11 protein-coding genes are annotated in these 13,005 nt (G+C 44.5%); 6 read left to right on the top strand and 5 right to left on the bottom strand.

Annotated features, from left to right (window positions below; translation table 11 throughout):
- Positions 1-468 precede the first annotated feature (468 nt).
- The 3 genes from MHB85_RS06130 (at position 469) to MHB85_RS06120 (ending at position 3,342) form a co-directional block, all read left to right on the top strand.
- Positions 469-912 (top strand): helix-turn-helix domain-containing protein, encoded by a 444-nt coding sequence (locus MHB85_RS06130; protein ID WP_105600746.1) that lies wholly within the window; start codon positions 469-471, stop codon positions 910-912.
- 42 nt (positions 913-954) lie between these two features.
- On the top strand, positions 955-1,371 hold the full coding sequence (locus MHB85_RS06125; protein ID WP_017690190.1) for an ImmA/IrrE family metallo-endopeptidase: 417 nt from the start codon (positions 955-957) through the stop codon (positions 1,369-1,371).
- Positions 1,372-1,542: 171 nt separating this feature from the next.
- On the top strand, positions 1,543-3,342 hold the full coding sequence (locus MHB85_RS06120) for a 5'-nucleotidase C-terminal domain-containing protein (RefSeq protein WP_192132981.1): 1,800 nt from the start codon (positions 1,543-1,545) through the stop codon (positions 3,340-3,342).
- Positions 3,343-3,942: 600 nt separating this feature from the next.
- On the opposite strand, the gene MHB85_RS06115 is transcribed toward MHB85_RS06120, so the two are convergent.
- Together MHB85_RS06115 and MHB85_RS06110 are read right to left on the bottom strand one after the other, a co-directional pair.
- Positions 3,943-5,727 carry a proline--tRNA ligase gene (locus MHB85_RS06115; RefSeq protein WP_192132979.1) on the bottom strand — a complete coding sequence of 595 codons (1,785 nt, stop codon included), beginning with the start codon at positions 5,725-5,727 and terminating at the stop codon, positions 3,943-3,945.
- A gap of 367 nt (positions 5,728-6,094) precedes the next feature.
- Positions 6,095-8,041, bottom strand: coding sequence for an FAD-dependent oxidoreductase (locus tag MHB85_RS06110; protein WP_244660964.1), 1,947 nt, complete (start codon positions 8,039-8,041; stop codon positions 6,095-6,097).
- A 434-nt stretch (positions 8,042-8,475) separates the two neighbouring features.
- Here MHB85_RS06110 and MHB85_RS06105 point away from each other — a divergent pair, with 434 nt between their 5' ends.
- A complete protein-coding gene (locus MHB85_RS06105) occupies positions 8,476-9,147 on the top strand; it encodes a 3'-5' exonuclease (RefSeq protein WP_017690193.1) in 672 nt (223 codons plus the stop codon).
- Between the two features lie 57 nt (positions 9,148-9,204).
- Here the strand turns inward: MHB85_RS06105 and MHB85_RS06100 are convergent, their stop codons facing one another.
- The 3 genes from MHB85_RS06100 to MHB85_RS06090 all read right to left on the bottom strand — a co-directional run bounded on the left by MHB85_RS06100 (position 9,205) and on the right by MHB85_RS06090 (position 11,407).
- Positions 9,205-10,206 carry a helix-turn-helix transcriptional regulator gene (locus MHB85_RS06100; RefSeq protein WP_341072615.1) on the bottom strand — a complete coding sequence of 334 codons (1,002 nt, stop codon included), beginning with the start codon at positions 10,204-10,206 and terminating at the stop codon, positions 9,205-9,207.
- A 121-nt stretch (positions 10,207-10,327) separates the two neighbouring features.
- The gene (locus MHB85_RS06095) at positions 10,328-11,032 is read right to left on the bottom strand and encodes a hypothetical protein (protein ID WP_017690195.1); all 705 of its coding nucleotides are present in this window, start codon (positions 11,030-11,032) and stop codon (positions 10,328-10,330) included.
- A gap of 207 nt (positions 11,033-11,239) precedes the next feature.
- On the bottom strand, positions 11,240-11,407 hold the full coding sequence (locus MHB85_RS06090; RefSeq protein WP_165790126.1) for a hypothetical protein: 168 nt from the start codon (positions 11,405-11,407) through the stop codon (positions 11,240-11,242).
- Positions 11,408-11,737: 330 nt separating this feature from the next.
- Between MHB85_RS06090 and MHB85_RS06085 the strand changes: the two genes are divergently transcribed.
- Both MHB85_RS06085 and MHB85_RS06080 read left to right on the top strand, forming a co-directional pair.
- On the top strand, positions 11,738-12,193 hold the full coding sequence (locus MHB85_RS06085) for a hypothetical protein (protein ID WP_192132975.1): 456 nt from the start codon (positions 11,738-11,740) through the stop codon (positions 12,191-12,193).
- A gap of 18 nt (positions 12,194-12,211) precedes the next feature.
- Positions 12,212-12,916 carry an AIM24 family protein gene (locus MHB85_RS06080; RefSeq protein ID WP_091015529.1) on the top strand — a complete coding sequence of 235 codons (705 nt, stop codon included), beginning with the start codon at positions 12,212-12,214 and terminating at the stop codon, positions 12,914-12,916.
- Positions 12,917-13,005 lie beyond the last annotated feature (89 nt).

Raw genomic sequence — 13,005 nt, 5'->3', positions numbered from 1 at the left:
GAGGATACCACTTTCTGGAGATCGGAGTAAACCTTCATTTTGGTTCGTTTTGACGATAAAATAAAACCTTCGCTCTCATTTCCTATGCCTTTTGGCATAATTGTTTCATATCCCTTTACCTAATGGTATATATACGTTATAGTACTGTTTAATTAATGAACTTCCGTATAAGTCATTTGATTTTTGATATTAAGAAGCTCCCCTTGAACTCCTTGATGCCGCTAAGGTACATATCACGCGCATACGTAGTGAAGGAGACGGAATCGATTCTGAAGAAGCAAAGCGTTCGCCTTTATCAACGGATTTCACCCTTTAGGAAAGGGAAATAGGAAATCCGGGGATAACAGTGATCAAAAGAACGATCCGAATCCGGAACGGCGCACCCGCAAAGGTTTAGGGTTGTCGCATTCAACTTTCCTTCTTAATATTAATTTCAAGCACTTGTACGAATCAAAGGAGTTGGCATACATGGTGGAGCACGCTTTTGGTCCTTATATGAAACAACTGCGCGAGCAACAGGGATACAGCATCAATCAGCTCGCCGAAGCAGCCGGAATAAGCAACTCACAGATTTCACGTATTGAAAATGGGGTCCGGGGTGTGCCGAAACCAGCGACCATCCGCAAGATTTCAGATGCACTCTCAGTGCCTTATACAGAGATGATGAAGCAGGCTGGTTATATTGAACCAGGAAGTACTGCTGAACTTCAGGACGTACCGGAATGGGCTACATACAAAGACCGTCGTGATTTCAAAAAGATGTTGGAGGACGATGATGATCTGATGTTTGACGGCATTCCACTCGATGAAGAGGACAAGAAACGAATCAAGGATGTACTGACAGGTCTGTTCTGGGAAGCCAAACAGATGAACAAACGCAAAAAGACAGACGAACCGGACAATCGCCCATGAGGCATGACCCACTGAATTTAATGAGGCAGCAGGTGAGATCATATGGATGACATCGTAACAAAGCTGATTCGAAAACACCGGACCAACTGCCCGTTCAGCATTGCCCGCGCGGTTGGAATACAGATTCGTTTCACCAATTTGGGGAAGTCCACTAAGGGACTGTACTTTCGCAAGCTCCGGCGCAGGTTTATCGTCATACACAATGATTTGCCGCCGGAATGGCAACGGTTCGTGTGCGCCCATGAGCTTGGTCATGACCGGCTTCATAAAGGGATTAATCGATTCTTTCTGGAGGAACATTCCTATTTTGCTCCAGGCAAGCTGGAAAGACAGGCTAACCGTTTTGCCATTCAATTGCTGACCTCCGGAGTGATGCCTGAACCGGATGAATCTTTGGAGAAATTTTGTTTACGTACCGGACTGCCGCGTGAAGCGCAGCATTTTTTTTACACTCTTTAAGAACATACGTTCTTTCCAAAGATTATATTTTCCAACAGCAGATTACATGTCACTTTCAGGTTACTTATTTTTACGTAATTCGCGAGATTTCCTAATAATAGTCTGTTAAAATACTATTTGAGCTGTGTAAACGCTCAAGTAGATTATTATTATGGGAGGTTTCGGATTCATATGAAAATCTGGAAGAATTACGTATCACTTCTGCTAACGGTCTGTTTGCTGTTTGGCAGTGTAGGTATTGCCGCGGCTGCAACGGATACCACTCCGGGAACAGGCAAACACATTACCATTCTACATACGAATGATACGCATGCCCGTGCAGTTGAATCTTCACCTGCTATGGGTTTTGCCAAAGTAGCTGGAATCGCTGACAAATATCGTAGCGAAAACCCGAACACACTCTTGCTTGATGCTGGAGATGCTGTACATGGTACAACTTTTGCCACTCTTGTGAATGGTGAGAGCATCGTGAAAGTCATGAATGAAATGGGATACCAAGCCATCGTACCGGGTAACCACGAATTCAACTATGGTTCGGATCGTCTGATCGAACTGGCAGACATGATGAACTTCCCCATGCTGAGTGCCAATGTGAAGAAAAAAGACGGAACACGTCTCTTCGATCCTTACCTCATTAAAGAAGTAGATGGCGTGAAAATTGGTATCATCGCTTTGACAACACCGGAAACGTTGTACAAAACGAATCCCAAAAACGTAGAAGGTCTTGATATTACTGATCCATCTGCGGAAGCCAAAGTTCTGGTAAACGAAATTCGCAGCAAAGTCGATGTTGTTGTTGTCCTGGGACACCTTGGACAAGACGCATCCAGCACGGATACTAGCTTTAAAGTTGTTAAAGAAGTCCCTGGCATCGATGTATTCATCGATGGTCACAGCCACACTGTACTGCAAGATGGCCTTGTATCCGATAACGGAACATTGATTGCAAGCGCAGGAGAATACACTAACTACGTCGGTGTCATCGATCTGTGGGTAGACAGTGGTAAAGTAACGAAGAAACAAGCAACATTAATTGATGAAACCGAAGCAAAAGACATCAAACCAAATGAGAAAGTTACAACTCTCGTGAACTCAATCCAAAAAGAACAAGAACCTATCTTGAAAGAAGAAGTAGCAAATACAGCTATTCTGCTGGATGGTAAACGTGAACAAGTACGTGCAGGTGAAACTAACCTGGGTGACCTGCTTGCAGATGCCATTCGTGATGTCAGCAAAGCCGATATCGCCCTGACTAACGGTGGTGGTATCCGTGCTTCCATCGAAAAAGGGATCGTAACCAAAGGTGATGTTATCACAGTGCTTCCTTTTGGTAATCAAGTGGTAACCCTAGAAGTGAAAGGGTCCGATATTCTGGCAGCCCTTGAAGTCGGTGTAGCTTCCTACCCGGAACCAAGCGGTGGATTCCCGCAAGTATCTGGTATCAAGTTCAAAATCGACACTTCCGCTGCAGAAGGTAGCCGTGTACATTCCGTAACCGTTGGCGATAAAGTTCTTGATCCGGAAGCAACGTATACACTCGCAACCAATGATTTCACAGCTGTTGGTGGTGACGAATACACCATGTTTGCCAAATATCCAATTACGGGTATGTATGGCGCGCTGGACGAAGCATTGATTAATTACATGCAGAAGCTTGGCGCTGTAGACATCAAAACAGATGGTCGGATCAGTGAAGCGAAGAAACCTGCAGTAGAGCCGGAAACTCCGGCAACAGAAACACCGGCTCCAACTAAGCCAAAACCAGAAACACCTAAACCGGAAAAACCGTCTAAACCAACACCAAGTAAACCAGCTCCAGCCAAACTGCATGTTGTTAAATCCGGAGATTCCCTGTACTCCATCTCCAAACAATACGGCACAACTTGGCAGGCATTGCAAAAGCTGAACAATATCAAAAATCCACACTGGATTTATCCAGGTCAACAATTGAAATTGCCTGCAGCTTCTTAAGCTCAGCAAAGCAAAGTGCATATAGGCATGATCACTTATAAGGTGCAACAACATAACGGATTAATCTTGTCATAACCAAAAGGGTGTCCCCAAAGCCAGATTACTGGTTGAGGGGACACCCTTTTGTATCTCCGTTCTTAAACATCAATCCACATCAGATAATTGAACATTTACTGTGGACATATCCTGCTGATCCTGACAATCATCTGAGGCAAAAATAAACCCCAGCCCGGCCTTTACGGACCAACTTCATCATGTGCCTTCCACACCGAACTATATAAAAACTCTCCGGAATGACCGTGTTCATGCGGTTATTGTACTTTTATTTCGACATCTCTATCTTCTCAACATTGCATACTTGCACATAGATCCACCTGCGTATGATCATCTTCAAATCCTTAATCATAAAATCACTTGTATACTGAAGACATATGTCCAAATATAGTTATTTCGTATGATATCACTCATAAAATCCTACCAAATTGCATGCCTATAGCCCTCTTTTTCATGCTCATATTGGAATTTCAGCAATCAAAATCAGCTACCGCATCATATTCGGTACTATTATATGAACTCATATAATTAACGAATCCCCTGAATTTAGAAAGTGAGCTGTTCCTTCACATAAAGCACAGCTTCCTGTGCAGTCAACCCGATTCGTTTCAATTCACCTGATGCTGCAAGTGCATGTGATCCCAGTTCGACCTGTCCTTCTGCTGCTCCTCGGCCAATAACGATCTGCACAGGCAATCCGATCAGCTCCGCATCCTTGAATTTCACACCTGGACGTTCATCCCGATCATCAACCAATACAGTGAATCCGCCATCGATCAATTGTTTTTCCAGTTCGAGGGTGAGATGACGCTGCTGCTCATCCTTCCAACTTACTGTAATCAGATGCACATCATAAGGTGCAACAGCGGCAGGCCATTTTATGCCATCATCTCCTGCATACTGTTCAGCTATAGCGGCCATCAGGCGGGATACACCAATGCCGTAACACCCCATGACAGGCGCACACTGGCGACCATTACGATCCAGGAATGAAGCGCCCATGGCATCACTATATTTCGTCCCCAACTTGAAAATATGGCCAACCTCGATGCCTTTGGTAAACACAAGTGGTGATCCACATGTTGAACAAGCATCCCCTTCCGCAGCAAAGCGGATTCGTTCTACTCGCTCCAATGCAAAATCAATGCCTGGGCGTACACCGGAAACATGCACATCCACTTCATTGGCTCCTGTAATTGCACTCTTCATCACTGCCACGTCAGCGTCCACCACCATCGGCAGATTTAGTCCAATCGGACCCAGGAATCCTACCTTCAGATTTGGATGTGCCGCAATGGTTGCATCGTCTGCAAGGATCAGTTCCTCTGCCCCCAACACCTGCTTCAATGCGATATCATTCAGTTCATGATCTCCACGCACAAGCGCAGCGACGAGCTGACCATCCGCCACATAAAGCAGCGTTTTGATCATATGTTCAGCACCTTTGCCCACAAAAGTGGTTAACTCTGCGATCGTACGAACGCCAGGTGTCGAGATACGTACCATGTTTTCCGCTCCTGAATATTCATCCGTTTGAAGCGCGGAGTCTGCACTCGCATAGTCGGCTGGAACATCCGAACTTCCTTCTTTTTTCTCCATATCTCCAGAAGTCTGATAATCTGCTTTTTCCAGATTCGCAGCATATCCGCAATGTTTGCAAGTTACAATCGTGTCCTCACCCACATCAGCAAGAGCCATGAACTCGTGTGTTTCCCCTTGACCGCCAATCGTTCCTGCATCCGCCTCAACACGGATATAGTCCAGACCACAACGCTCCAAAATGCGACTATAAGCTGTGTTCATCGCCTGATAGGTACGATCAAGCTCTTCCCAATCGGAAGCAAAAGAGTACGCATCTTTCATGATAAATTCACGACCGCGCAGCAATCCAAATCGAGGACGCCGTTCATCCCGGAACTTGGTTCCGATCTGGTACAGCGTGAATGGCAGCTTACGATACGAACTCACCTCATCCCGCGCTAACGCAGTTACAACTTCTTCATGTGTTGGTCCAAGAGCAAATTCTCGTGCATGACGATCCTTCAGACGCATCAATTCGGGACCATACTGTGTGTATCTTCCGGATTCTTCCCACAACTCCGCAGGCTGCATAATCGGCAGCAACACCTCCTGACACCCGGCACGATCCATCTCTTCTCGAACAATCCGTTCAACATTTAACAATATACGCCGTCCGAGGGGCAGATAACTGTAAATTCCCGCAGCCAGTTGGCGAATCATACCGGAACGCAGTAACCAGCGATGTCCCGCTGCATCTGCCTCCGCTGGCGCTTCACGTAATGTTGGGACAAGCATTTCACTTTGACGCATCATAACACACTCCTAATCTTCCTTTTACTTATCAAATACGGCGCATAAACAGCAAAAAGACACATCCGTCAAGGGACGAATGTGTCGTGGTACCACCCTTATTTAACTGCAAATTAATCCGTTCGCAACCTATGCGATCTGTAACATGCAGTCCTACGGGGCATAACGGGCCCTGCCGGCGGAAGTTGCAACCCTGTATGGGCATTCCTTCCGCAGCTCGCGAGGTAGGAATCTATGAAGCAGCTACAGGAACCTTGCACCACACTGTTCCCTCTCTGTTGAAGCTGGCTTGCACAATCATGTCCTCGTTATAACGCTGTTATCATTTTTGACCACATTAGTTCATTTACAAGTAATTGTCAACCAATTAGTCGAATACAACTCCAGAATAATACTCCACTACATCACGAATGAGCATAAACGCATCCCCATTTGTAAGATTGTTCTTGTCAGCAATGCCAGCAAGCGTGTCGGCACTTATAAAGTTTTGCGTTTGTAATTGAGCAAGTGCCTGTTCAAGTGAAGTTTCCGTTTCTGAAGATCCCATTGCCAGACATAACATATACGCAGCCTGATCCAACGATAAAGGTAGGGTCACGGCATTCTCCATATTTGCTAGAGCTTGGTCGGCACTGCCTGTGTAGGCTTCTGGAAACATCGCTTGCATTCTCTTCAATTTACTTAAAAATCGTTCTGGATTCATTCCTTTATCCAGTTCCCAACCATCGTTATTATAATTGCCTGAAGTCATGTACATACTCGCTGCAGCCAGCAATCCCTTGTAATCCTTATGTTCCATATAATCAGGCTGCTCGAAACGATGAACTTTCAGATCCATACCCTGATTCTCCAGCATCTTACGTAGTTCAGATGCTCGCTCTTCAGAAGCTGAGAGTTCGCGGAAGGACTCCTTATGGATATATGCCAGCTTGACCGCCGCTCCTGCTGCTTCTCCCTCTGCCATTCCCAGTGGGACAACTCTTGCACTACCGTGTGGGATTGTATCAAAACTTGCTGCACGTCCAACGACGAGCAAACCATCAACCATTAGCGGTACAAGCGAGCGAAAGGGTACACCATATTGAATCGGACTCAACATAATCGTGCCGGGATTTCCAACACTCGTGCTCTGAATATCAATATCGTATGAGCCGTATCCAATGGCATCCCAATGATCACGATTTTCCATGACATCAGCTAATGTTAATCGGTACTCGCCATAGATATGACGTGACTCCCTCACGTAAAGCTCGTCTGCTGTTCCAGCATATTGTAGCCCTGCAAATTCATCATAATTTTTCTTCAGAAAATCAACAATTAGTGGGGCTTCTTTACGCCCGATTTCCAGACCTTTTTTCACAGATATCGGATCTAACGGATCTACCCCAAAGATCTGCATCGTATTAATCAAGATTGTATCATCATTTTGTCTTCCGATATTCAGACTTCGAATCTTAATATGTTGTGGATTGGAGGATTCATATTTTCTAGCATCACCGTACCCCCAAGCACTCATCTTATCAACCCCGGTTCCCTCTCTTTCCCTAAACTTTTGCCATACCTCATCAGTAACACCGCTTAGCTTGAATACAAGCGTAGAGACCATTTTGGATTTACCGTCTCCAATATCTTGTCTACCTATGGAATATGGAACTCCTGCAGCGGCTGCAATATCCGCATCTTGCGTTGCATCAATGATGGAGCGGGTTGAGACCTGAACAGTTGTTCCATCTTCTTTAGTAATGCTCATACCCGTTATTGTCGTGTGATCTCCCGTAGATGGTTCAGTAAGGGGAACTAATTCCTTAGCATTCATCAACAGGTCAATATTAGGTTCAGAACGAACCATCCGATAGAAAATGTTAGCCGCTGTATTGGTATCAAATGAACTACCCTCGATCTGGTCAAACCATTCCTGGAAAATGCCTTTATTCAAAAAGTCAGGCTGCCGCAAACTACTCAATAACTGCGGTTGTTCAGGGGAATAATTTAGATCCAGCGTATTAAGGCCTCCCTCGGTCAACAATCCTCCCAACATGTTGCGATCTCTTGCTTCCACCAGCAATACACGCATCCCATTACGAGCAGCTGATAAGGCTGCAGTAATACCTTCCGGATCCGTTCCAGCTACAATAACGTTATAGGAATCTTTCAGGTTTAGTGTAGATTGCACTTCCTCCAAAGGCTGCCATACATAATTATTATTAAATTTATAATTCTTGTTCCAAATATAAAATGCACCATATGCAGCGCTCATTAAAACAATAAACACACTAGCTGTAATTGCTGTTATTTTCAATTTTCTACTAATCAAAGACACAAACCTCCATATGTACTTTAAATTCAATAATACTAACTCGTGAGTAGTTTTCCTATGTTATAGCAACAACCGACTAACTTTTTCTCCTTTTCTACATGAGTATGCTATAAACAATAAAAAACTCCCCAACACTTCAAACGGTGTTAGGAAGTTTTGATAATAAGACGGAAAATTCTACTTTTATGTTGCCATACATACAAACAAAATATAGGGAAGTCCCTAACTTTCCTCATTATAACGACCACTTTTTGCGAAGTAAAGACTTACCAAAAACGGAAATGCATCAGAAAGATCATTAAACACTCAGACTGTTCCTTCATCCTGACTACAATGAATTCTCTGGCGATGGCTGACATGGCAGCACGTTCCCTGTAATATAGAGAAATAGAAATCTATCACAGGTATTAATCGATAAAGGAGCTTGTCCTATGCCATATATCATATATGATCTTGAATTCACGGTAAGCCGCAATACTCGCTATTCTTCTGAAATTATTGATATCGGTGCCGTCAAAGTTACGGAGAGTGCGGATGGATTGGTTGTAACGGATACGTTCCATACGTATGTTCGTCCTTCCAATAAGTCTGTTCTGTCCACTGACACAATTCAATTTACAGGTATCACACAGAAAGATATTGATGCAGCCCCCCTTTTTCCGGCAGCACTGAATCAATTCATCGCCTGGATGGGAAGTGACCCCTATTACATGTGTTCCTGGGGACCCGATGACCGCAGCAAACTGATCTCTCATTGTCGCACCCATCAACTTGATGTGGCCTGGATCACCAATCATAACGATCTTCAGCAGCAATGGTCCCGTACCGTTCGCAAAGAAGGCAAGTTCCGTCAACTCGGTCTCGCTCAGGCTCTTGAAATCTGCGGAATTGAATTTGATGGTACCCAGCACCGTGCTTTGGATGATGCCATTAATACAGCCAAGGTGTTTATGCATCAATTTGACCGATTCACTCTCGAAAACAACTGTGCAGCCGATGATGAGGGCATTACATCCAAGGTTGTCTATTCCAGCTCCACAGAAGATGAAGAGAAAGAATCCCCTTTTGGCAATCTGGCAAGCCTTTTCAAAACCAAAGAGTAACCGTCTACAGCACAGTACTTAATCGTGTTTTGCCTTAGGATAGGTGGCATTCTAATCTCAATTTTTATTGTACATTTGTTGCCAATAGTTTAGGCGTTCTTTCATCTTGATGCGGCAGATCTCAGGTTCGAGAATTTCCGCATCAGGTCCATATTTAGATATCCATACGAGAAATTCGTCAACATCACTTAATATGGCTTCAAATAACAGGCTACCTTCCGGTTCAATGGTTAGGATGGGTCGCATAAAAAATTGCTCCTGCATCACACGCTCCACAGCATGGGGTGCAAATCGAATTTTGAACGCAGTCCACTCCGCACTTCCCTCGTATGCCCAAGGAATGCGGAAGTGCGATTGCATCAGATAATCCTCTTTGCGAAACGTGCGTGGCAATATCCGTATCCTTTGCAGCCGGCTCACCTGAAATATTCGAAGTTTCTCCGACAGGTGACAATACCCTAACAGCTCAAATCTGTATTCACGAGGGATAAGACAGTAAGGATCTATGCGTACGATCCCTTTTTTACCTTGAGACAGATACTCCCCTTCAATGGTGTTCTGTGAAATGCCAGACTGAAGCAGGGTAATCAGGGATTGATTCTGCGAATCGTTGTTTTCATTTTGCCATGCTGGCAATCCCGCTTTGAACAATCCACTAATTTGCTCCGACCATTCCACTCGTTCTGTTTTGTTTTTCTGACTCGCAGCAACCACTTTCTCATAAGCGCTCTCAAAAGCAGGTTTTAGCAAAGGACGAATATTCTCCATAACTTCAGCAAGATGCATGAAAGCTTGGGCTTCTTCATCAGACCAATTTAGCGGATACATGGCAAATTGGCTGATAAACATGTACCCTTGTCCGTGTCCCATATTGGCGATCGGGATATGCATTGCACTGAGGGCCTCCATGTCGCGGTATATCGTCCTTTCCGTCGTCTCGCATCGCTGGGCGAGCTCACGTGCCAGTATACCCGGCTTGGCCTGCACCAGTGTGATAATGCGCATTAATCGGATTAGTCGGTCTGTCATTTTGCCGGACCCTCCACGATGTTGTTTCAATAAATTTGATACAACTCCATCCATTGTTTAATATGATATTGATACATACATTCGACCTTCTCCTAAACTTCACCTTCAAATATGTAGACTCTCTCTATACCGTCACCATCTGAAATCAACCCTATTCTCCTAATATCTTTTTTTCACGATCATGATATCCCGTTGTAAACGTTATCTCATAGTGATAACGTAGTTTTTCAACGATCTCGGCTTCCGCGTAATAGTCCAAATCTTGCTTCCGCGCAGCTTCAATTAACAACGCATCAGCATGGCGACGCAACATATTACTTCCCTCCTGAACCCGGCCTCTTTCGTAGGCGCGCAGGGCTTGTTTGATCAGGGGCACGGTTTCACTTAATTTGATCGTCTTCTCCACCTTGGGATCTTCCGGCTGTCGCAACATGCCCAGATGACTGGTGTACTGAATATACAACTGTTCTCTTCGTAACAACACACGTTGACTTTGCTTCAACTTCCTTGTGCTCCAGTAGGCTGAACATACGGCAGCTTTTCCTGATACACGGGGTCCCATGACGAATTCAAGCAAAATTTGTTTACTTTCTCCCTTGTACATATCCCCAAGCCTCAATAACCAGCCAATATCCGTTTCCTTGGAACGACATCCATAGATGCCTTTTAGCTGTACTCCATATTCCGGTTTGAGCAAAAGTTCCAAATCTCTTGATACAATTTTGGGTGCTATTTTCCTAAGTCTTTTGGCAGGGGCACCGTTACGCCACTCTACCATCATATATACGGGGTCGGCTCCCCCTGTCGGTATGGCCTCTTTATTCCACGAATAAGATACTTCAAAGACTGAGTTCACTGGTAGTCTCTCCCCCGATTTATATGTATTATCTTCTAAGTTATCAGGGTGAATGGACACTATATTGTCACGGAACACATGTTCTCATTAAATTTTTCCAATATATTAGTTTTATATCCCTAAATCCGTCTCAATACGACAATAAACGACGAAAAAACCTGGCACTAGGCCAAGCTTATCAATCACTTATCTATGACAAGTCCCAAATTAAACAGTAGGATGATCGTTTCCCATTTTGTGTAAATATTGTACTCCATCTACTTCGTTTACCGGTGCATAGGTGACACTGTCAATGACCAGCTTACGCCCTACTGGCTCTCCATTAACAGTGATCATGATTGTTTTGGTTGATGTGTTCTGATCTGCTGTATACATATGTTTCTACTCCTTCATGTTCACGATCTTATATTCAATCGGATATATTGGTATCGTTCATTAAATTGCGCATTTGTGAATAGCATGCACCCGGAACTGAAGTAAAAGATCTGTTAAACGGTCCGGTGTGCTTGCCTATCGTTCTATTACCCGGCAGATTTGTAAGTTAAACAGCCTTGTTCCTAAATCATTTTAAATATTTCGGGTAATAAAACGATATCATCTTGAACCCATCGTCCCGGTTTTGACGTATAATGTAAGAGCCGTATTTCAACAATAGACGACGAATTCGGCGCTTGATCTATCTAACCGAAGAAAGAGGTGTTAACGATGCCAAAATCCATTCAGGGTTATTTCATTCGGGTGTTATTCACCACATGCATTCTATTTACCGTTTCGATCGCTTCGACAGTAAGTGCTGCCAGTGCCAATATTTTTACGGATATATACAGTGGATGGGAACGAGTCTCCGAATTGCCCGGAGAAGTGAACGCTCTGCAGGAAAGTTATAAGCAAACAATGGAGCAATTAAATCAAACGTCTGCTCAGTTGGGACAAGCCCAGGCCAATGTCGAAGCATTTAAGACCCAGAACGAACAACTGCTGGCTCAGAACCAGAAACTCACTGAAATGGTAAGTAAATTACAGGAGGACCAGGATGCCAAAGCAGCTACTACCAAACGAATTCAGACGACGATCATCACTGTCGTTTCGCTCATATTGGGTTACTTTGTTCTGATTCGTGTGATGCGCTGGGGAATGCGTCGCCGTTCCGGCCGAGTATAAAAGAACAGGAGCAACTGCATGAACATACACCTGAACAATGCTGAAGCAAGCGGAGCAGGACAAGTCGTTACATTTTCACTGATTAAAGATGACCGCCTTCATATTTTGCATCCGCAGCAAATTGTGGCCTTCCGCGGTCCAAGTGGGAGTCGCAATGACAAATTCATGAATATCACGGGCATATATCGCAAAAAAAAGCTGATTAAATCCGAAATCACCGGACCTTGCCAATTTGTGGCTGCCCTGCCTCCCGGATTCACGATGAAGGAAGTGGAGCTCACGGAGAACAGTGATCTGCTCTATGACTTCCGCCACCTGTTCTTCTACTCTGATGGTGTAACCATGCATACCAAAATCCAGAAAATCAAAAACATGCTGATCACCCGTGATGCAGTGAAAATGAAATTTTCCGGCAAAGGCAAGATCGGATTGCTCACCCAAGGCCAAGTCTGCCAACAGGAACTTCATCCTACAGCGCCGCTCTATGTGGATGCTGGCAGCATTATTGCCTATCCCGAAAATGCACATCTTGAACTCACCGTATATGGTAACAACCTTGCCAGTCAGCATATGAATTATCATTGGAAGATGACAGGACATGGATCTGTACTCTTTCAGGCTGGACGTGAGAATCGCCGCTTGGAACAGGATCTTAACGATGAGGGACTGTTCAAACGAATTCTGAAAGAAGTTATCCCTTTCGGCAATGTATTGATCAAATAAACGGATCCAATAAGCTGCTAGTTGGTGGAGCCGATCGATTAGCTGCCACTATGCTCCAGTGGGGTGGTCACCGCGCGGTTTCATGTTAT

Source organism: Paenibacillus sp. FSL K6-4396 (assembly GCF_038002525.1).
GTDB classification, from domain to species: domain Bacteria; phylum Bacillota; class Bacilli; order Paenibacillales; family Paenibacillaceae; genus Paenibacillus; species Paenibacillus amylolyticus_B.
The sequence above is the reverse complement of the archived record's forward strand: the minus strand, read 5'-3'. Positions and strand labels throughout refer to the sequence as shown.

Bases quoted from the DNA above. Each gene is read 5' to 3' on its own strand.
- MHB85_RS06130 (WP_105600746.1), top strand. From the start codon at position 469: ATGGTGGAGCACGCTTTTGGTCCTTATATGAAACAACTGCGCGAGCAA.
- MHB85_RS06125 (WP_017690190.1), top strand. From the start codon at position 955: ATGGATGACATCGTAACAAAGCTGATTCGAAAACACCGGACCAACTGC.
- MHB85_RS06120 (WP_192132981.1), top strand. From the start codon at position 1,543: ATGAAAATCTGGAAGAATTACGTATCACTTCTGCTAACGGTCTGTTTG.
- MHB85_RS06115 (WP_192132979.1), bottom strand. From the start codon at position 5,727: ATGCGTCAAAGTGAAATGCTTGTCCCAACATTACGTGAAGCGCCAGCG.
- MHB85_RS06105 (WP_017690193.1), top strand. From the start codon at position 8,476: ATGCCATATATCATATATGATCTTGAATTCACGGTAAGCCGCAATACT.
- MHB85_RS06090 (WP_165790126.1), bottom strand. From the start codon at position 11,407: ATGTATACAGCAGATCAGAACACATCAACCAAAACAATCATGATCACT.
- MHB85_RS06085 (WP_192132975.1), top strand. From the start codon at position 11,738: ATGCCAAAATCCATTCAGGGTTATTTCATTCGGGTGTTATTCACCACA.
- MHB85_RS06080 (WP_091015529.1), top strand. From the start codon at position 12,212: ATGAACATACACCTGAACAATGCTGAAGCAAGCGGAGCAGGACAAGTC.